Consider the following 21,443-nt stretch of genomic DNA (forward strand, 5'->3'; position numbering starts at 1 on the left):
ACACCATCACGCAGGCGATGGGAAAGAAGAGTTAGAACATCTCCTCGATCGAGAGTGACCACAGCACGTCCCAGTTCGCTGGCAGGTAGCCGTGACTTGCCTCAAACCAGTTCAGATGAAACGTCAGCGCCGCAGTGAGAGCGCGCAACAGCGTTCCACGCTTCGGCGAGATAACGAAACCGTCCACATGCAGCAGGTGAAGGACGCTCAAAACAACAAGGAGCGCCAGCAACAGCGGCGCAATGCGAGCAAATCGGATGCGGTAAAAGATGCGCGGCTTCAGGTCCGCGAGCGATCCGAAGCGGCGCAGCGAAATGTACGTGATCAAGAAACCAGAGACGGCGAAGAAGACGGTGACAGCATTGCCACCGTTTACGTACAGGAGTCGGAACAGCGTCGCTGGCATCACCGATCTGAGGGCGTGCCCCGAGAACAACATACGCAGGTAAAAGTGGTGCAGCACTACCGCCGCGATGGAGATACCGCGCAGAACGTCCACGCCGTCAAAGCGTTGAGTTGCGGACGGCGCCTCAGCTTGTGGCAAGCTCTAGCGAACTCCTGCAGCGAGCAACGCAGAGATATGACGACGACGCCTGGACGGTGCCGGTGAAGCCTTTACCAGTTCCATCTTGCGCTGCGGCAATGCATCCGGCGCGGGCGCGTTCTTCTTCTGCGGCAAGCCCAGGTAGCGGCGATACACGCTGATGTGGAAGCAGGCCTGCTGGAACTCCTCCTCCACATCCACCTTTCCAGTGGACTCCACCGGCGTCAGGTATGCGCGCATCCATGCAATTTCCGTCATGCTCATGCCGCGCTTGCCCAGGTCAATGGCCTGTCCGTAAAGATGTGGCGAAGCAACATCGCCGGTAGGCGGCGCGGCATTGCCGTTGATGCGGACCAGGTGCTTCTGAAACTCAACAGTACGCACGGCAGACGTGATGACCAGCGGCGTATGGAAGCGTGCATAGTGCGCACGCGAAAGATCGTTCAGAAAACGAACCGTCCACGGACGCGCATAGCGGCGGTTCGTGGGCATGGTGTCATTCACCATGATGGATTCGTTGTTCGGCAGCGACACCAACAGTTTGTAATGCCGCATCTGCTGAAGCTGATCGTCATCTTCAATGCGATCCAGACCATCAGCAACGGCCATTTGGTTCTGGTGCACCAAGATTTCGTGGCTGCCCTTCATCGCGGGCAACATCTTGATGCGTCCGTTGGTGTCGTAAAGATCAACTTTGACCGCAGGGATCACGGCTGCATCTGCCGCATCCTCATCACTGGCAACGACAGCGCGACGCACAACTGGCGCAGCCTTGGCGCTACGAGTGGTTTCCGCTGGAGTATCGTTGTCGTCGTCAAACGTGGCATCAGTAAGCGCCTGCGCCGTTTGCGGATCCAGGTCTGGCTTCTTCGCCGCTGCCTTCACCGCGGCGACTGCAGGAGCAGCATCCTTACGAATGGAAATCGGTTTCGGCAGATTCACCTTCGGCACATCGGCCGACGCCGTCTCCGCTGCAATCACACGAACGCGCGACGGCGACGCCAAGTCCAGCGCGTCTGCTGTCTTTGCCAGCACTTCCGCATCGGGCTTGGTATCGGGATGCTTCTCCAGATGGCGGTCCAGTTTGGAGGCGGGAAGCGACGCCTGCACCGGCAACGAACCGGGCTGATCGTCCGCAGCCTGAGCCAGCAAATCACCATGAACAAATGGCGCAGCAACACGCGCTGTAGGAGCTGTACGCGGAATCTGCGTGGCGGCCTCGGCAGCATCATCGTCATCCGTAGTGCGCGCCATGTTCTGCGCCTGCGCCGTACGGATGGCCTGCCGCTGCTGTTCCAGCGCGCGATCAAAGTCCTCGACCGTGGCCTTGTGTGCCGTAGTTGCGAGATCAGGTGCGACAACAGCCTTCACCGGCTTTGCCTTCGCCATTGCTGGCTTCGCAGGTGCAGCATCTACTGTTTCGTCAGAGGATGCTGCGGAATGCGATTTGTACCAGGCATGCACGCGGTCCTGCGTCGCCCGGTCGGCGCTCGCCTCTTCTACCGGTGCTATCGCCTTGTGGGTGGGGGGCTCGACTACCGGGGCAGACTTCTTCTGCACCGCTGTATGTGCACCTCGCACTTCGGCACGCGCAGCCTCAATGGCTTCACGTCCGACGGGACGCTTTACAGCCACTTCAGGTTTCGCAGCAGCTTCAGGCTTCGCAGCACGGCCCTTCGCGGGTTTACGCGAAGTTGCTGCCGCACGCTCAAGCTCCGTAGTGCGATGGGGCTTTACAGACTTGGCAGTTGTCGCATGGGCAGGCGCAACCTTTACCTGCTTTGCAGCAGGATGAGCGGCGGTGTGGCGGGTGGCAGCATAACTCAGGGTGGGCAGCAGCGTTGCCGCAAGGGCAAGCGCCACCGTGCGCACCGAAAGAGAGCGGGAGACGGTTCCGTTGGGGGTCGCGGGCATGCCGTTGGCTGGCCGCGGAGAATCAAACATCAGAGCCCCTTCAGACTAGGCGCGTCCCGCGATTCCCATAAGTGACTGTCGTGAGTCGTTACCAGTTTGTTACGGGGAGGAAATTGGCGCATCCATTCCGAAAGGTGCAACCGTCAGACCGTTGAGCCTGTGCTGTTTCTGTGAAGGACCTAACGCCGTTAGTCCAGCAAGCCGCCCGACTCCTGTTGGAGTGAATCCAGGAAGCTTCGCAACGCAGCGATGCGTGGCTCGGCAAGCTCCTTCGTTTTCCCTAACCGGATCTGCGGGGGAACCGTAGCCAGAGCCTTATCCAGCGAGCGTGCCGCATCGGCAAACGTGATGAAGCGCGTGTCCTGCTCTATCTTTGCCGTCGTCCGCATTACCGCCACTGCGCCCAGTTGCTCCAACAGGTCGGCATCCCGAAGAATCGTCCCCTCCACCGTGGTGGGTTCGCCATACGCCTCATGCGTGCGAATGCACTCAATCACAGCCGCGATCTTCTCTTCCGGAAATCCACATTCGCGCAGAACTTCGCCTGCGTGCGCCACGGTATAGGCCGTGGAGTTCCACCGCTTCAACGCCTCCGGCTCCGAAGGCCTGTGGCCAAGAAATACCCCGAGGTCATGTACCCACGTTGCGCCAAACAAGACGTCATCATCCACCGGCTCGGTAAAGCTGGCAGCAATCTCCTGAGTCAGCGCATAGAGCCGCGCCTGGTGCGAGAACTTTTCCGGGGGCAGGGCCTCCGTGCGAATGCGCTTCACCAGCGCACCGCGCCAGCCCTGGTATGTCTCAAAGGTTTCCATCGCTGCAGACTACATGTTTTTCCGGTGGACTTGTGCCGCCGGAAGGGACACCATGAGGGCGGGGAGGAGTTTTGATATGGCTGAAACGGGTGTTGTCGCAACGGAACGTTCTCATGGTGTCTCCATCGTCATCAGCGTGCTGATGATTGTGGTGGGACTTCTGGCCCTAGCCATGCCTCTGCTCGCAGGCGTGGCGGTGGCAGCCATTTTCGGGTGGGGCTTGATCCTGGTGGGATTCCTTCACCTGGTGCTCGGATGGCAGGTGCGCGGTTTGGGTGCACACATCTGGGAATTCTTCGTCGCTCTCATCTATCTCTTCTGCGGCGTCTACACGCTGATGCATCCGCTGGCCGGACTGGTGGGGCTTACGGCCATTCTGGGTGCATACCTCCTCATTAAAGGCGCAACGGAACTGGTGGGCGGACTTGCGGCTCGACGCATACCCGGCTCCGGATGGTTGCTGCTCGATGGCATCATCTCGTTGGTGCTTGCCGGCATCATCTGGGCGCATGTTCTTGCAGCCGCCACGTGGGTCATCGGCACGCTGTTGGGCTTCTCGATTCTGTTTACCGGATTCTCACGTCTGCTGTTGCTGCTGAGCGTGAAACGCGCCTACAGGACTGCAACGGTCTAACCAGCCTCAGTGGCCTAGCTGTTTTCGTATCGACACAGCGACCTGTTCTGCCTGCAGGTCGCTGCCTGCCGTATTCCAGTGAACATCGTCTGCATGCATGTCTGTGTGCGACAGCATCAACGTATGTTGATCATCGGTGGCAATGGCAAGCCGCTGCATCGCCTGCGCCGCATCACGATTGCGCTGGTCAATGCGAGCATTTGTTGCACCAGTATCCGAGTCTTTGCGAACAGGCGTGGTGTTCGTCCATACGAGATGCGCCTGCGGCTGTAGCTTCTTCAACGTGCTGACGACACCCGGCAGCGATGCCGCATACTCAGCCTCAGTAAATCGCCATCCGTGCATGCCGTTATTGAAATGCACCACCGCGAACGGCACCGCAGCAAGTGCCACGTAGTCCTTCAACTGCCCGGCATAACGAGGGTCAGCGCTGCACGCAGAAGTAGCGAACAGATACACATTCGCAACTCCGTCCAGCGCCTTCGCGGTTGCAGGATAGTAGGCACGCGTAATGGAATCGCCCAGCAGCAGAACATTCGGTAGCGCGGGATTTGGCGATTCAGGGCGATCGGCCCACGTCCACTCAATCTTCTCCGTGCGCAGATCAGGCGTATGTTTTGCCTGCGCGTTCACGGCGACAGGAAAGGTAAGACACAGAGCAAGAACATGCGGCGTCAACTTCATGCGGATGATGGTCACATTCCTACGTCACTGCTGGCAACTGCATTGACTCGTCAATTCGTGGCAGCAATCGCAGACACGATCCTGTCCATCGCTTTCATGTCGTCGCTAGTACGAGGCGTATGCGCATTCACCATCACAGAAAAGATGAGTGTCTGCCCACTGGCGCAATCAATATAGCCTGACAACGCACGCGCCTCGCTCAGCGTTCCCGTCTTCGCGAACACATGGTCTTTCATGGGCGCACCGGGAAAACGAGCGCGCAACGTTCCATCTTCACCGCCGACAGGCAGCGTGGCTTTCCATGTCGCAAACCAGGGCTGTGTGGCCGAGTATTGAAGCAGCGTAGTGATGGCACGCGGGGTGACAAGATCATGCCCGCTCAACCCCGAGCCGTCGAAGAAGATAAAGTCTTCCGGGTCCACGCCCGCACGCTGCGTCATAAACGTCCGCACCACACGCGCGCCGCTCAAGGTGGAACCATTGCCAATTGCCGCACCCAGTTGATGCAGGAAGATCTCCGCATGCAAGTTCTGCGAAATCTTGTTCGTCAACATCATGTCTGTCGCAATGGTTTGCGAGGTCACAGATGCTAACGTGGCGTGAATCGCCGGATCGGCTCCGGAAGGCACCAGCCCTGTTGGCCGATGTGCCAGTTCACCCGCAGCAGGCAGCGTTACTGGCTTACGCACCTCCACTGTAAAACTGCCTTCATTCTGCGGCAGCCGATGCTTGCTCACCGGCTTGCCGTCCACCTTAACGCCGCGTTGTTCCAACAACATCTTGAATGCAGTCGCCGCATAATCCGCAGGATCGTTGATTGCCAACTCTTCGTTGTCCGGCTCGCTATCTACCGCAATCGTGCCGTAGATTCGGACACTACGTGAATCCGGCATGCGCTCAATCGCCAGGTGCGATCCGCTCTTCGCATCACCTGTCTTCGCATCTACCGTGTCGATGGAGTACCAGGGCATCGCAGGCGAAAGCTCATACGCGACAGCGTCGCCAACCTTTGCACCCGGCTTCAGCTTGATGTTGATCAGGTTGTCATTGATGGTCAGCGCAGAGACCGGAGCACCATAGCCCCAGACTGCATCATCAATGCTCCAATCCTCGGGATACGGCTCGTAGGGAAACAACGTGTCATCACCCACAATATTGCCCGCGATATGTTTCAACCCCGTCGCAGCAATTTTGTCCGCAAGCTGCGCAAGGTATCGCAACGGATCAACCGGCGGAGCATTAGGATCAACCTTCGGCCTCTGTGCGGGCGGAAGATGCGGCAGCGTGGTCCCTGAGAGATTCGGATCGCCATCACCGACGAGTTCTAGATCACCATCCAGGTTGCCCTCGTGGATCGGCTTGAGAGGACTCGCAATCACGCGCGTTTCAAAGGTGGTATCTGCACCAAGCAACGCCATCGCCGTAGCAGTGGTGAATAGCTTCGCATTCGACGCTGGCTGAAACAATTGCACATCGTTCATCGTGAACACAGGCGTGCCATCCATCTTCGTCACACGCACACCCCAGTGCGCGCGCACCACATTCGGCTCGCTCGTGATGCGCTGCACGCGTTCCGCCAGCGGAAGACCGTCATACGTGGACAACGCCTGCGTCTGCGCGCAGGCTGACGCAATCGACACAGAAAGCAACAGTACAGGCAGAAACCGGGATCTCATGCGGCTGAGTGTACAGCCTATGGCGGGTTTCCGCGGGCAGAAGGCTGAAGCATTTTCTACAATGGCAACGATGCAGATCGCACCCCGCATTCAATACGAGTGGAAACTGCGCACGCGCACCTTGCAACTGGGCAAACGCACGCTGGTTATGGGCATCCTCAATGTCACGCCTGATTCCTTCTCGGATGGCGGTGAGTATGTCTCTCTCAGTTCCGCACTGCAACATGCTTTCCACATGTTGGATCACGGCGCCGACATCATCGACATTGGCGGCGAATCCACTCGCCCCGGCACGGCAGCAGGCACACCTGATGCCGTAAACGCAGGCGTGGAGCAGGAACGCGTCCTGCCGCTGATTCGCCATCTTATGCACGCCCGGCCCGGCACGATCATCTCCGTGGACACCTACCGCGCATCCACAGCGCGGCTTGCCATGGAAGCGGGTGCAGAAATTGTGAACGACGTCAGCGGGATGCTCTGGGATCGCGAGATGGCTGCCATGTGCGCAGAGTTACGCTGCGGCGTCGTCGCCATGCACACACGCGGTCTACCCTCTGAATGGGCGAAACAAGCGCCACTCGAGCCGCACCAGATTGCCCCTATGGTATTGGCAGAGCTTCGCGAAACAGCGTCGCGCCTGATGCTTGCGGGATGCGAACGCTCCAGCATCGTTCTTGATCCGGGATTCGGCTTCGGCAAGGTCGGGAATGAAAACTGGACCCTGCTGCACGAGATGGATCGACTTCAGGAGCTAGGTTTTCCTCTACTGGCAGGGCTTTCACGCAAAGGGTTCCTTGGCGACGTACTGCGAAAGACCAATGGCGGCGAGGCACCGGCACCGCATCTGCGCGACAAAGCTACTGCTGCGGCAAATGTGATTGCCGCGCTTGCCGGAGCACACATCGTTCGTGTTCACGATATTCGACGCACACGCGAAGCCATGGTCGTTACAGACGCCGTCCGCGAAGCTGCGTTCTGAACTGTGATTTAGCGAGTACTGTTCTTGCTCAGCCGGCGATAGTAGTCCGCAACGGAATCGCTGTATCCCGCAGGGATTGTCTGCGGCGTTCCTGTGTGCGCCGTCGTATCGCCACTGCGTTGTAGCTCCAACTCCAGGCGATCCACGGTGCGCAAGACTTCGCTGTGCATCTGTTCCACCATCGCAGGATTTCCCGGGAACCGCTTCGGATCCAGATTCTGCATTTGCCGCGTTAGCTCTTCAAGATCCTTCTGCGCCTGCGGATCACCCTTGACCGTGCCGCGAAGTACGAGTAACTGGCGAAGACTCTGCTGGTAGTTTCGTTCCGTATCCGCAGGGTTGTCAGACGTATCCTTTGCGCCGAACGGCGTGCCGCCCGCCGCATACGTATTGTTGCCGGTATTGGCACCGCCAAAGACCGTCCCGCGCCCGCCTCCGCCGCCGTTCACGCGATTGCCCAAATCACCAAGCTGACCACCGCGATCATCCGTGGCGCCATCGCGTCCATTGCCCCGCGTCAAAGCGCCACCATTGCGATTACCTGCCATCTGCCCATTGCTGCCTTGGCCGCCACCATTTTGCGCAGACTGCGTACCACCACCTTGCTGAGAGCCTCCCGATTGCTGGCCCCCGCGCCCCTGCTGCGATCCATTGCCCTGCTGTGATCCCTGCCCCTGTTGTTGCTGTCCTTGTTGCTGTCCTTGACCTAGCTGACCGTTGCGATTCTGCTGACCATTCCCCTGCTGTCCGCTGCCGCCGCGATTCAAACCATTGTCCTGCCGCGAAGCCTGCATTGCCTGCAACTCCGAACGCAAACGCGCCACTTGCCCCAATGCCGCATCCTGATCCGGCTTTCCTGCATCTTGTGGACGTTGTCCATTGCCATTGCCAACTGCACCGGAAGCGGCATGCAGTTGCGACGACAGCTTCGACAAGCCATCCGCGATGCCCTTCTCCGTACCATTGCTGTTGGGATTAACGCCGGTCCTCAGCCAGTCCGCACTCCGCTGCATACGGTTGTCGAGATCGCTGTTATCCATCTCCGACAACGCATCACGCACCTTCTTCGCGGCGTCCGGCTGATTCGCTGCCATGCCCGACGCGGCATCGCGCATGTTCTTCTGCAGCTTCGACAAGCTATCAGACAACTGCTGCCGATCCCCAGCAAGCTGGTTCCGCTGCCGCATGAGATTCTGGTAATCCTGCGTGTTGAAGTCGCGATTCTGCGTCTGCTTGGTGAAGTCATCAATACGCTGCGCCTGCGCCTTCTCTTCCTGCTGGATACGATCGGCCTCACGCGAGAGCTGCCCCATACGATTACCCGCAAGACTCTGTTGCGCACCTCCCATCAGACTCGTCGCTTCACGCAGACGCTCCGCCGCCTGCCGCTGCGCCTCTGCGCTCTGGCCATTTGCGCCCGGAGTCCCTGCGCGCTTCATCGCATCGCTGGCCGAACGCACGCGATTCAAAGCCTGCTCAATGCGCTGATCTGCACTCCCTTGCGAACCGCTGCTACCACCGCGAGCCTGCTGTTGGCCGCTGCTACCAGAAGAGGAAGAGCTCTGACCATTCTGCTGGTTACCTTGCTGTCCGTTTTGTGAAGACGGCTGTCCGCCCTGCGAAGAAGATTGGCCCTGCTGTCCGCTCTGCGACTGTCCCTGTTGGCCGTTCTGATTGTTCTGCGCAAGCTGTTCCATCTGCCGCTGCAGCTGTTCCGCCTCGCGACGCAACATCTCCTGTTGCCAGCGCTCTTGAAATGCCTGCTGCGGATTCTTCTGCTGCTGCGCTAACTCTTCCTGTCGCTTCGCCAACGCATCCAGCTTGGCCAGCGCATCTTCGACTTGCTTCTGGTGCTCCTCCTGCGGAGACGAAGTGCGCGCGGTCTCATACTGGTTCTTCTCGGTGTCCATCTCCAGATCAAACAACGAAGCCAGATCCCGCCCTGTGCTGTTCCCTCCACCACCGCCACCACCGCCCTGCTGTCCAAACGCTACCTGGATCTGCCGGAACGTCGCCTCCGCACGCAGCAACGCCTGCAGCGCCTTCTGCTCTGACGTCAACGCTTCCTGCCACTTCGTAACCGAAAGCTTCTCGCTCGCAGGCAACATGTTCTTCGCCGCCTCTTGCATGGCCTTGTCGAAGGTGGTGAACTCTTCATTCGCCTCAGAAAGATCGCGGCTGTTCACACGAACACTCAACGCGTTCACTTGGTCACGCAGCTTGATCTGCGCTCCGGAAAGGAAATCGCCCTGTGCCTTCGCGCTCTTTTCTGTCGCAGTTTTGTCGTTGATCTGCTTCCACGTCTGTTCAATTAATTCTTTCTGTCGCCGCGAAATGTCAGTCTGGTTGCCGCCTTGCTGCCCGCCTCCACCACCGCCGCCACCACCCCCCTGCTGCGACTGCGAAAACTCACGCTCAAACGGATCCGCCTGGATGAACGAGATATCCGTACGCGACTCCGCATGACCATCGCGCGCCGTTGCGTAAAGACTGACAAGATCACCCGGCTGCAACTTGAAATCTTCCAGCCGCAATGTGTACTTCCCATCCGCGTCGCGCGCACCCGGCTTGTTCAACATGGCAATGTCTTTATCCGGGCCGCCATTCACGCTGTAATGCAGATGCATATCGCGCAGCCCAAATTGCGCGCCGCCCTTCACGCCAACTGTCACTTCTTCAATCGGACTGGCGCGGTAATCCCGCCCCGGCTTCTCAATCGCAATCTGCGGTGGCTCCGCTTTATCCGTTGCAATGAAGTAGTCCTCACTCAACCGCACCGGCTTGCCATCGGCAGTGCCCGCAACGTGATATGCACCATCCTTCGCCATGGCAATCGTTCCCTTGTAACGATTGCCTTCGACGGACTCCAGATGAATCGTTCGGCCATCGTCCAGCGAAAGATTGCCATCCTTCAGCGGGCGGTCCATCTCAATCTGCAACTCTGCCTGCGTGCCTTCAATCGCGCGTAGATCACCTGCGTGTTCCTGGCTCTCCGTCTTCAGCCCTGTCCACGCGGGATAGTGATAGGTCACCTTCACAGACTTCACCGCTGCCAGATCGGCCACACGCACCGTGTGATGTTCAGAGGTCAGCGGGCCCGCTGTAACGTAATACTCCACATCCTCCGGCAATCCGGTAAACGTGAATTGATAACTCGCATTGCCCGTTGCAGACGGAATCGCCTGCATCGCTACGGGTTCCCATCCATTGCTACTGTGAAAGCGCGCAAATAGCTCCACACGCTCTGGATGCAGATTCGTTATCTGGGCCGTGATGAGCTGATCACTGTTGCGCCGCACAGTCACATCACCGGGCTGCACCGCTATTCCATAGAGAGGCTGCACAGCTTTCCGCTCACCACGCCACAGCAGCGAAGCACCGTAGCCCATGTAGCCAGGCGCTGCAAAAATCATCCACAACAACGCCACAACGCACGCAGCGCCCGCGCCAGCAAACATTGCCAACGTTGATACAGGCACAACCGTTTGCGGCTTCACATATTCCGTCTTCGCCAACGTGTCCGCAGCGAGCAACTCGACAAACGGATTCGTCTTTTCCTCGCGCTGATGAAACGTCGTCAAACGATCTTCAAGTTCAGGATGCGAAGCCTCAACGTTTGCAATCGCTCGTGACGCTGTCATTCGCCACAGCGGCCAGGCAATACCTGCACACGCGACCACAACAAGCAGAGCGAACAATAGAACACGCGCCTGCATTGTGCCCGTATGAGGAAATGCATAATGGTTCAGCAACAACACCAGCACCAGCGTCATCACCAATGCAGTTGCAAAGAAGATCGCCACGCCACGCACACCTTCGCGCAACTGCAACCGTTGCCGGATGTGTGCAATATAACTGCGGAGTTCGCCCTGATAACTCATGCATCCTCCCGCTGCGTGGCCATGTAGCTGCCGGAGAGAACCGTCTCCGCAATCGCTACGAGGAGTGCCAGCAGCATAACCCACCACCACAAGCTCACGCGCTGAAATTTCGCGTCGCCGGCGACCGCAGTTTTTTCCTGCGCCTCGCCGCTATTGCTTCCCGCCCACAACTGCTGTAGATCCTGCGGCATCGGCTCCAGATCGCTCTCGAGCCGATTCGCATTCACACCAATCACCGCATCCCGGCCGCTGGCAAAATGCACGCTGTAAAAGCCTGTGCGCTCCAGGCGGAACGTCTGCGCCGTGCGCGCTTCCTCTAACGACAGTGCTCGTTTCGCGTCCGGATCAATTACCTCAACATTCGCTGTCGACGCATTCCCGGAGCGCAACGTTACAAAACTATCCACCACGCGAGAACCAGCTAACCGTTCTGCACCCGCAAGATAGCGCGCACTCCGATCCACGAACGCCACAAACACAGGATGCAGCGGTAGATCGTTCGTTAAGTTGTCGAACCCGGTGGTCAGCAACAACACATGACCTTCGCCTATCGCACGGTCCAGCAGCAGCGGCGTGCCATCATTCAATCGCGCCAATACCCGAGCATTTGCCGCATCCACCTGTGCGGCGTAAAAGACCTTCGCTTCGGCCCATCCGCCGTTGTCACGCCCCGGTTGCGCATCCTGCAGCGCGGGATGCGTAAAGTCCACCTGTCCTACCGTTGCAGGCGCATTCGCGTTGTAGCTACGCGTATCCTTCACGTCGCTGCCCCACAACGGAACACGCGCGTGATGTCCCGCAGCCGTACCCAAGGCGATCAACACATTGCCACCCTTCTGCACATAATCCTGCAGGTTGTGTTCAAAGATGGAAGGCAACGAAACGGCATCAGACAACACAACAAACGCAAACCGTGAAGGATCAAGATCATTCGCGGCCGCCGCACTGGTACTTTGCAGTGTGAACGAAGCACGCGCCGCAGCAGCCAGCGCCGAGCCGTAATACACCTCCGAACGCGTGTCGCCAATGCCATGCAGAAACAGCACCTTCTCCGGATCAGAGCGCCTAATTGCAAAGTAGCTCACGTCATCCGCGGCAAACGAATCACGGCCATCGATATGCGCTTCGCAACGGTTGAATCCATATGCCACATCCAGCGGCGCAAACTCGACTGTGGCGCTGCCATTCTCTGGCACATCCACTTGCTTCGTGGCGACAATGTGTCCATTCACCAGCAGTGACACGCTCTTCTTCGCCGCACGTGCATGAAATCCCGTGACCGTTACACGCGCACGCGACTGCTTCGGATCCTTCACATCGGCAATCTCCGCAGGCGCATCCACGCTCGCCACCGTCCAGTTTTCTGTAGGACTTCCCTTCGCCACCTGGTGCAATGTCAGCGCTACATCCGGCGGCATCACCATATCCGCAAAACTCGCAGGCATTGCGGACTTCTGCACGTCGCTGAATAGATGTAAGTCCGCAGGCTGCCTGCTACCCTCTCGCAACGAACGCAACGTGCGCGCTAGCTCGCCATAACTCGCATGACCATCGCCCGGTTGAACACTCTCCAGCGCCGATCGCAACTGAGTGCCATCGTCTGTCACTTGTGTCAGCACTTGTACCTGTCCGCCCACTGCAATCACCTGCGCCCGCTGCGATCCACTGCGTTTCGCCAACGTCTCCAACGCTTCGTGCTTCGCATCATCAAAGCGTGTCCCGGCGCGCATGCTGTACGAGTTATCCAGCACAATCATCAGCAGTCGCCCCGCGGGATCAGCTGCAGGCCGCTTCATAAATGGATTCGCAAACGCCAGCACCACCAGCAGCACCAATGCCGCACGCAACGCAAATAGCAACAGATACTTCAAGCGCCGATGCTTCGTAGAACTCTGCGTACCGCGCTCAAAGAACATCAGCGATCCGACAGGACGCGGCACCGTGACATGACGCCGCAGCAGGTGCACAAAGACAGGCACACCCAGCGCAAGCAATCCACCCAGAAACCACGGCGCAAGAAATCCCACGGCTTAACGCATCTCCTTTCCACGCAGCTGTCGGTTCGTCATACGTTCCCCATCTGGCGCAACGTTAGGTACTCTCGCAACGCATGATCCAGGGGCTGATCCGTCAACAACAGTCGATAGCCCAATCCCGCAGCGCGCGCCTTCGACTGCAGCGCTTCGATATGCGTCTGCATCTTCTGCCGATAAGTCGTCTTCGCATATTCCGGGATCACTTCAATGCGCTGATCCGTCTCAAGATCAACAAGCACCGAAGCCGACTTCAACTCCATCCGCACTTCCTGTGGATCCAACACGTGAAACAGCACCACCTCATTTCCGTGAAAGCGCAGCGGTTCAATCATCTTCACAATTAGTTCCGGTTCTTCATAAAAGTCCGAAACCACCACCGCAATACCTCGCCGATGCAGCAACTGCTGAAAGTGATGCAGCGGCTTGCCAAAGTCGGTGCGCGCACGTGGCTCCGCATGCTCCAATCCAGCCAGCAATCGCGCCATCTGCCCTGCTCGCGCGGAAGGCCGCACGTATTCGCGCACCTCATCATCGAAGACGATCAGTCCCGCGGCGTCGCGCTGCCGTTTGATTGCCAAATAAAACAACGACGCTGCGAGATATCGCGCATAATCCATCTTGGAAACATCTGCGTTCGCCAGTTGCATACTGTTGCTCGCATCCAGCAGCACGGTTAACTGCGAATTCGTCTCGCCGCGATAACGCTTGATGTACGTGCGATCCGTGCGCCCATACAGGTTCCAGTCCACATGCCGCAGATCATCGCCCGGCGCATACGCGCGATACTCCGCAAACTCCTGCGAGAAGCCGAAGTCCGGTGACCGGTGCAGTCCAGCCACAAAACCATCCACCACCGTCTTCGCCAACAAATCCAGCGAAGAGATAGCCGATAACACCGCGGGTTGTAGGAATCGTTGCAACCTCTACTCCTTCGGCCTTGGCACGGTGGCAATCAATCGCGTCAGAATGTTGTCCGCATCCATACGTTCCGATTCCGCATGAAAATTCAGCAGAATGCGATGTCGCAGTACTGGAATCGTCACCGCCGTAAGATCCTCTTGTGACACGTGATACCGCTTGCGCGACAATGCACGCGCCTTCGCGGCAAGCACAATAAACTGCGCCGCACGAATACTTCCGCCATAACTCACATACTTCTTCACAAACTCGGGCGCGTTGTCGCTCTTATGCCGTGTGGCACGGACGAGATCAACCACATAGCGCGCGAGAGTTTCCGATATCGGAACTTCACGCACCAGCTTCTGAAAATCAAGCAACTCCTCGGCCGTCGTCACTGCGCTGATCTTCGGTATGCGCGTCGCAGTAGTAAGGTCTACCACTTTCAATTCATCTTCAGGACTCAGATAATCCAAAACCGCATTGAAGAGAAAACGATCCAACTGTGCCTCGGGCAGTGGATACGTTCCTTCCAGTTCAATTGGGTTTTGCGTAGCCAATACAAAGAAGGGCGAAGGCAGCTTGTAGATATGTCCGCGCACCGTGCAAGAACGTTCCTGCATCGCTTCTAGCAACGCAGCCTGCGTCTTCGGCGGTGTGCGGTTGATTTCGTCAGCAAGAATTACATTGCCAAAAATTGGGCCCTGCACAAACGTCCAACGACGATGCCCCGTCGATGCATCCTCTTCAATAATGTCCGTGCCCGTGATGTCTGACGGCATCAAGTCAGGCGTGAATTGAATGCGTCGAAACTCCAGCCCAAGTGCCTCCGCGACGGTGCGCACCATCAATGTCTTCGCGGTTCCGGGCATGCCTGTCAACAGACAATGGCCGCCAACAAACAGTGCAATGAGCACCTGCTCGATCACATCGTCCTGCCCGACGATGACCTGGCGAACCTGCTGGACAATGCTCTCACGCACGGCATGAAATCGTTCAATGCGCTGCTGAAGTTGTGCTGCATCCGGTGGAAGATCGGTGAAGGCCATCTGGTCTCGCGTTCCTTTCACTTCGTTTGTTGCAATTCAAGTAAGAGCTTCTGCGCAGGACGAAAATCCGGAACTGCTTCAAGAGCCAGCAACACAGTCTCCTGCGCCTTATCCCGTTGTCCCGCAGCCATGTACGCAGATGCCAAGTCATACTGCGCGCCCGCCATATCGAGGGGACGCGTTGCGACGGCTGCGGCATATTCACGCACCGCACCGTCATACTGCTTCGCCGCAAGCAACAGCGATCCAAGATGCTTGTGCAACTCCGTATCGCGCACCGGATAGATATAGAGGATGCGCGTCAAGGTTGCGATGGCAGCAGGCGAATCACCTGCTTTCTCCTGGAACGCCGCCAGTCGCTTCAACAGCTCCGGTTGCTGGCCACCTGCATGCATATAAGCATTCAAAGCCTTCGCTTCTTCCGCGGCACTCCCTTTTGCATGCTGCGCATCTGCAAGCAATTCATACGCATTCGCATCGCCGGTATATTCGGGATACAGCGCAATCGCCGCGGGTGCATTTGCGATTACATCGTCATACTGCTTTGCTTCAGCGGAGGCGACCAGCGCCTTCAACTTCGCGCGCCATGCATCAAAGCCCTGAGCTTCGTTTCCATATTGTTTATCGATCGAAGCAAAAAACTGCTTGTCAAACTCTTCCGTCGAAAGATGCAGCACCGACTGCAGCGCCTGCTTCGTGTCCTCCCCAGCGGCGTACGCATGCACTATGTCTAATAGCTTCGCCTCACCTGCTGTATTGCTGATGTAATCGCAGATAGCGCCCGCCTGGAAATAGCTCACCAGGACTTGCCCCGGATATTCCTGGTGCACAAATCCACGATCCAGCTTGTCCACCGGCATCAACTTCTTATCGCGAATCGCCAGCAGAATATCCGGCGTCACGCGGTCTCTCCACTCCGCCGAACGCTGCCCTTCTTCATGCACCGCAAGTCCTTCGGTGAACCATCTCGGTACACGTTGATTCGTTGCAGTGATGATGTACGCGTGGCTCATCTCATGCCATAACGTTGCGCCCCAGTTAAATTCACCCGGCTTGCGTCCCGATGGCGAATCCATCGCAATCACCTGCCCAAACGTCACGCCCAACGCACCCAATCCCGGCATGCCCATGGTGCGCACAGCAAAGTCTTCATGGTTGGGATACATCTCCACCTGCACTGGCCCGTGCAACTCCATCGCGTACTTTTTCGAATACGTCGCGAGAATGGTGTGCAGCTCGGCCTGCACATACGGCGCCAAGAGATCACTCTCCTTGGGATCAAGGATCAGCACCGTGCTCGCATCCTTCACTGTCTTGAACTTCGCCAGCGAGTCCAGCAGCCGCAAACTATTTACAGTCGCGGGGTCACGATAGCTATTGTTGTAGGCAAGCTCCAGTTCTTTCTGCGGCGCCTCCGCACGCCCCAATCGCATCTCCTCCACACCCAAAGCCGAATGTGCCGCCCATAATTCCGGCTGCTTCTCGGTCGCCTTGCGGTAGTACGCAGCGGCATCGTTGAACCGGTAATGCAGCTCCAGATGATGCGCCATCTGCATGTACGCGTCGCCATCGTGCGGGTTCACTGCTAGAATCTTCGCGATCCACGCATCTGCAGGACGATCCGCAATCAACTCCAGCGCAGCATGTGTCGCCATGGCGCTTGTCGCTTCTGAGTCAAGTGCCAGCGCTGCGTCTGCTTCTTTCTCGGCCAGTTCACGATTGTCGTTATCCAGCGCGATCTTTGCTGCAAGCTCATGCGCCGCGGCCAACTTCGGATCATGCTCCAACGCCTTTGCAATGGAAACATTCGGATTGCCGCTGTAATCCTCTGCCTCCACAGTTGCGAGCCCGAGATACGCTTGCGCGTTGTTCGGGTCTTTCTGCGACGCCTCGCGGAACAAGCCGGCGGCGTCTGCATTGTTGAATCGCTCATGCAGCAGCATGCCCCAGCGGACTTTGTACATTGCAGGACTATTCGCACTCGCGGTTGCATCGCGGAAATTCTCATTCGCGCTCTGCCAGTCCTCCAGTCCCCATGCACCCTCTGCACGGTCATAGGCGCTGCTGCTCTCCGTCAATTGGGTAAAGCAAGCCCGCGCAGGTTGTCCGTTATGCACCAACTTCCAGCAATCCGCCGGTGTTACGGCGTGCGCAGCGGAAACGAACAAAGCGAAGGCAAGCAAGGTTTTCATTTATCCAACTCCCCCTGCACCCGCGCCAGTTCCAACAACGCTGCGGTCAACTGCTGCTTATATTCAGCAGGGTCCATCGCGGCCTTGTTGTACTTCAGCACATCGATCTTCTGCTCCAACTCTTCCTTCTTTGCCAGGAGTGATTGCTTCGCCGGATCACTCGCGGCCTTCTGCGCAGCACCATAACGCAGCAGCGTGAAGCTGGCCATCAACTGTCCTTGGCCATTGCCCACTTCGCGTACGGCTTCGCCGTGGCCGGTGTCGTTAAACATCGCATGTTCCGTCGCCAATCGCTTCTGCGACTCATAAAACGCAGTGGTTTTGCGCGAAGCATACGTGTAGGCCTCTGCTGCTGTCAGTGATTCATTCTTGTCGACATCCGCAGAGGCATCCTGTAACGACTCGACAAAATACCGCGCAAACACCGTCGCATTTTTCTCCGTGCCCGACTTCGTCGCCGCGATAACAACACGGCCACTGCGTTCCAACGCAGCAACCGCGCCACCGCTGGAACTTGTGGTGTCCACCACCAGCTGTCGCTTCGATGGAATTCGATCGCACATCGCAGCAATCTCCGCAGCCGTTAAATCGGGCCCCACCATGTTGAACTTGTATTCCGTTCCATCGAATGATCCGTGCCCAATGAGCACCAGTACAAAGTCATCAGTCGCCGTTGCTTGCTGGGCTACATTCAACAACGCCGCACGCAGCTGGGCTGCAGTGGCCTGCGCTCCAGTCAAAGTAACAACGTGCGCTCCTGTTATTCCGCGGAACACCTTATCTAAATCTTTTGCATTCGCCGTGAAGCGTTGCTCGTAATCCGGTTCACCACCCAGCCCCGCAACGGTGACGTAATACGTTGCAGCCGCTGCGTGCAACGTGAAGAGTAAACTCACAAATAATAAGAGGAGTCGCTTCATACGACACCCCATTTCCTGCGCATCAACCATTCCGCCAACGGAAGCGCCAGCAGCAGCACAAACACAATCGGCATATTCCAAAGCTCTTTGATCGAACGAACAGAGATGCCCGCTTCGGAATACGAAATATCCTGCGGCAGATTCTTCAGGTCATTCCCTGCCCAAGCACTGCCGCCAGTATCGCGCGCAAGCTGCTCCAACAGCTTCGGATTTGCCTCAGTGTGAAACGCCTCCGCAACACCGTCCTCACGCTGAAACGTTGCGGTATCGCGCCCAAGCTCATCCTTGTCAGAGGTTGCCGTAACTTCCGTGAGATAGGGCCCAGCCTTCTCCGCCGTATAACTTGCGGTGTACAAGCCCGGCGTCTCCTGCGAAGGCTTCATCTCCAACGCGGCATCCACACCTGCAGGTCCCGTCACATGCGCCATCACGTGCGCATCGCGCGCCGGTTGAAACTGCTTGTCATGCACCGTTGCCGTAATGTCGATGCGCCCTGTATCGGACAACGTGCGCGCCGATGTGTTCACGCTCACCGCACCGGGCGTATCCGCCACCAACCAACGTAGCAACTGCTGAAAGAACAGATTGTGCGACGGATCACCCAGTGCTTCACTCATCTGCCATCGCCATGTGCCACCGCTGGCCAGAATCGCGGTGCGCCCATTGCCATAGTTCTGCGTGATGAGAAACGGCATACGCTTTCCGCCGCTGCTCATCTCCGCAAGCACAGTTGCCCCCGGCTTCGCACTGCCGGGATCTTCAAAATCCGCGAGGTACGTCAACTTTCTCCAACGCTCTGCATTTTTCTGCGGATCTTCCAACAGCCGCGTCGTCGGTGACGCTACACCCGCATCCGTCAGGTTGACCAAAGCCGCATTGCGTTTGAAATGATTCGTTCCGGCAGGAAGAAACGTGGGCATCAACTCATTCAGACTCGACGCGGTCCATCCGCCATCACTCAATGACTGCCGTCCGCCAAGAAACAGAACGCCCCCACCGCGTCGATCCACATACTCACGAATCAACTCCTGCTGCGCAGGCGTGAAGTAGTCTGCGGCAACCGAACCAATGATGATGCCGCTATAGGCAAACAGGTCTTCCGCCTTTGTGGGAAATCCGTCGGCAAGCTCATCTGGACCACTGATGCCCTGCCGATAGATCTTGTTCTCGCTGGTGCGTAGCATCGAGACAATCTGCACAGAAGGGTCATCTTCTTCAGCACGACGCAGAAAGCGGAACTGCCATCGCGGCTCGCCTTCCACATACAAGATGCGGCGCTTCGCATCACGCACCAGGACGGGCCGCGTCAACGCATTATTCTTCGCGTTGCTTTCATCCGCGAATGGCTCCACGGAAAACACCAGTGTTCGGGCCCCCGCATCGCCAGCGGAGAAGAATAGTGGCTCTGTCTGCATCACACCATCGCGTTGCAGCGTAATGCTCTTCGCCGCAAGTGTTCGATCGCCGTCACGAATCGTCAACGTCGCCTGTTGATTCGCATAGCCGTGCTGCACAAAAGTCAGCGAGGCGGTGGTGCGCGCATTCACCACTGCATTCGGTGCAACACTGACATCTTCCATCTCAAGATCGTGCAGCGGCTTGTCAGAGCCAAACGCAACGGTATGCACCGGCAATCTGCGATTGCGCAAAGCCTGCATCGCCGCCAGCGATATCCCGCTACCGCCAAGCCCTGCAGCGTTCTCACTGCCATCCGTTAGCAGAACAACGGCACCCACCGGCAAATCCGCAGTCTCCGTGGCAAGTTGCTGCAATCCATCGCCCAGATGCGTTGCACTTCCCGCAGCAGCCATGCCGTTCAACGAATCGATCTTCGTCAACTTGCTATCTAGCGTGTAAAGCCGTGTGTGAAAACGTTTGTTCAAACCGTCCAGCACACCGCCGCGCAACGCATTCAGCGCAACATCGATACGCGGCTTTCCATCCGCATCCGCTGTCGCCATGGAACGCGAATCATCGACGACCACCGCAATGATGTTCTGCTGCGAACTCAGTTCCGCAACGGACAGCGCAGGTTGCCATAGCAACAGAAGAATCAGCGTTACCAAAGCCGACTGCAACGCCCACACACTCCATGCACGACGATGCGTCATGGCCGGAGTTTGGTTCCTATACGGCTTGATCTGTTGCAGACGATACCGAATCAACACGCCAAGACCAAGCACCACCAACACCACAAGCAACGGCAGCAGCCACACAGGCCACCGCGACAGGAACACAAGGTGTCCCTTCGCAAACACCGTACTCGGATACTTGAAGAGCAGCGGAAACATGTTTGGGAGAGCGCCTCAGTGCGTCATGCCATACAGGATGTAGTCCAACCCCACGCGAAATGCCATGGAGGCAAACGGTTCAGGATAGTAAGGATCGTCGGCCCACTCCCAAGCATCACCCAGATGCATGTTGTGGCAAATGGCCACCATAATGCGGCCATCCTTATCGCGAATGGCTCGCCACTTCGGCTGATAGCCATCCTTTTCATACGTGCGATGCGTGCGGATATAGTGCTCGCCGGGAATCTGCATCTTGTCATCCACGTCGTACAGCGTGTGAAAGATTTCATCGTTCGATTGCAGATCTTCCACGGGACTATCCGGCAGCACCTGCCGCATGCCGCGCATGAAGTTGTCCCAATCGTCGGTGCCGTGGAAGTCATCCACCATCAGGAAGCCACCCTTCAGCAGATAGTCGTGCAGCCGCTTCGCCTCATCATCTGTGAGGCTCCACGTCTGCACCTGCACTGCATAAATCCACGGATAGTTGAAAATCTCGTCGGAATCCAGGTTGACCACCTGCTCATACGGACGCCCATCAATGCGCGTCAGCCGATGCATTGCGATCAGAAACTGCCGGTCTGCCTTGGGATAATCGCGCGCCCAGGAGTAGCGCCCGAAGTAGCCGCCACCATAACCGCCGTAGCTGGACAGGGACGACGCATACGACAGCCGCGACCAGTAAAACTCTGACTTTACATTGGAAGGTGAGTCATCGCTACCAAAGCCAAAGTTGCCCACGCGCTGCCACGCACGCACTCCAACAGCACACACGGCTCCGCACAGGGCGGCTATCAATGCAATGCGCGAAAGCTTCATCGGGAGGCGTCCTCCAACAAAAGCGGTGTGCGTGCGTGTGCGGCTGAGACTAACAGAAATCGCTTGCGTCTTACCCATACAGACGGACGACGCGGCACAGTTGTTGCAACAT

Annotated in this window: 15 protein-coding genes; 2 read left to right on the forward strand and 13 right to left on the reverse strand. The window is 57.7% G+C overall.

Annotated elements, in window-relative coordinates:
• Positions 1 to 31: 31 nt before the first annotated feature.
• The 3 genes from M504_RS22520 to M504_RS09940 all read right to left on the reverse strand — a co-directional run bounded on the left by M504_RS22520 (position 32) and on the right by M504_RS09940 (position 3,273).
• Entirely contained in the window at positions 32 to 544 is a 513-nt protein-coding gene (locus M504_RS22520) for an acyltransferase (protein WP_232296233.1), read from the reverse strand.
• A gap of 3 nt (positions 545 to 547) precedes the next feature.
• Complete coding sequence (locus M504_RS09935; protein WP_047490727.1) at positions 548 to 2,488, reverse strand: DUF5715 family protein; 1,941 nt, start codon at positions 2,486 to 2,488, stop codon at positions 548 to 550.
• Between the two features lie 158 nt (positions 2,489 to 2,646).
• The gene (locus M504_RS09940; RefSeq protein WP_047490730.1) at positions 2,647 to 3,273 is read right to left on the reverse strand and encodes an HD domain-containing protein; all 627 of its coding nucleotides are present in this window, start codon (positions 3,271 to 3,273) and stop codon (positions 2,647 to 2,649) included.
• A 76-nt stretch (positions 3,274 to 3,349) separates the two neighbouring features.
• Between M504_RS09940 and M504_RS09945 the strand changes: the two genes are divergently transcribed.
• Positions 3,350 to 3,907, forward strand: coding sequence for an HdeD family acid-resistance protein (locus tag M504_RS09945; protein ID WP_047490733.1), 558 nt, complete (start codon positions 3,350 to 3,352; stop codon positions 3,905 to 3,907).
• 6 nt (positions 3,908 to 3,913) lie between these two features.
• Here M504_RS09945 and M504_RS09950 read toward each other — a convergent pair whose 3' ends face one another.
• Positions 3,914 to 4,606, reverse strand: coding sequence for an SGNH/GDSL hydrolase family protein (locus M504_RS09950; RefSeq protein WP_052200597.1), 693 nt, complete (start codon positions 4,604 to 4,606; stop codon positions 3,914 to 3,916).
• A gap of 35 nt (positions 4,607 to 4,641) precedes the next feature.
• A complete protein-coding gene (dacB, locus tag M504_RS09955; protein ID WP_047490737.1) occupies positions 4,642 to 6,267 on the reverse strand; it encodes a D-alanyl-D-alanine carboxypeptidase/D-alanyl-D-alanine-endopeptidase in 1,626 nt (541 codons plus the stop codon).
• Positions 6,268 to 6,328: 61 nt separating this feature from the next.
• Here dacB and folP point away from each other — a divergent pair, with 61 nt between their 5' ends.
• Positions 6,329 to 7,246, forward strand: a complete 918-nt coding sequence (gene folP, locus M504_RS09960) for a dihydropteroate synthase (RefSeq protein ID WP_232296234.1) — start codon at positions 6,329 to 6,331, stop codon at positions 7,244 to 7,246.
• A gap of 8 nt (positions 7,247 to 7,254) precedes the next feature.
• Here folP and M504_RS09965 read toward each other — a convergent pair whose 3' ends face one another.
• The 8 genes from M504_RS09965 to M504_RS10000 are packed head-to-tail and all read right to left on the reverse strand — an operon-like array spanning position 7,255 to position 21,331.
• Positions 7,255 to 11,127: a DUF4175 family protein gene (locus tag M504_RS09965; RefSeq protein ID WP_047490740.1), complete on the reverse strand. Its 3,873-nt coding sequence runs from the start codon at positions 11,125 to 11,127 to the stop codon at positions 7,255 to 7,257.
• Entirely contained in the window at positions 11,124 to 13,154 is a 2,031-nt protein-coding gene (locus M504_RS09970) for a BatA and WFA domain-containing protein (protein WP_047490743.1), read from the reverse strand. Before M504_RS09970 ends, M504_RS09965 begins: the two co-directional genes overlap by 4 nt.
• A gap of 38 nt (positions 13,155 to 13,192) precedes the next feature.
• On the reverse strand, positions 13,193 to 14,083 hold the full coding sequence (locus M504_RS09975; RefSeq protein ID WP_047490746.1) for a DUF58 domain-containing protein: 891 nt from the start codon (positions 14,081 to 14,083) through the stop codon (positions 13,193 to 13,195).
• 3 nt (positions 14,084 to 14,086) lie between these two features.
• The gene (locus M504_RS09980) at positions 14,087 to 15,109 is read right to left on the reverse strand and encodes a MoxR family ATPase (RefSeq protein ID WP_047490748.1); all 1,023 of its coding nucleotides are present in this window, start codon (positions 15,107 to 15,109) and stop codon (positions 14,087 to 14,089) included.
• Positions 15,110 to 15,126: 17 nt separating this feature from the next.
• Positions 15,127 to 17,301: a tetratricopeptide repeat protein gene (locus M504_RS09985; protein WP_047490751.1), complete on the reverse strand. Its 2,175-nt coding sequence runs from the start codon at positions 17,299 to 17,301 to the stop codon at positions 15,127 to 15,129.
• Positions 17,298 to 18,221 (reverse strand): hypothetical protein, encoded by a 924-nt coding sequence (locus tag M504_RS09990; protein WP_047490754.1) that lies wholly within the window; start codon positions 18,219 to 18,221, stop codon positions 17,298 to 17,300. Before M504_RS09990 ends, M504_RS09985 begins: the two co-directional genes overlap by 4 nt.
• Positions 18,218 to 20,512, reverse strand: coding sequence for a glutamine amidotransferase (locus M504_RS09995; RefSeq protein ID WP_047490756.1), 2,295 nt, complete (start codon positions 20,510 to 20,512; stop codon positions 18,218 to 18,220). The genes M504_RS09990 and M504_RS09995 overlap by 4 nt, the downstream gene beginning before the upstream one ends.
• A 15-nt stretch (positions 20,513 to 20,527) precedes the next feature.
• Positions 20,528 to 21,331 carry a DUF4159 domain-containing protein gene (locus M504_RS10000; RefSeq protein ID WP_047494357.1) on the reverse strand — a complete coding sequence of 268 codons (804 nt, stop codon included), beginning with the start codon at positions 21,329 to 21,331 and terminating at the stop codon, positions 20,528 to 20,530.
• Between the last annotated feature and the right edge of the window lie 112 nt (positions 21,332 to 21,443).

Origin of the sequence: Terriglobus sp. TAA 43, from assembly GCF_000800015.1 — a bacterium.
GTDB lineage: Bacteria > Acidobacteriota > Terriglobia > Terriglobales > Acidobacteriaceae > Terriglobus.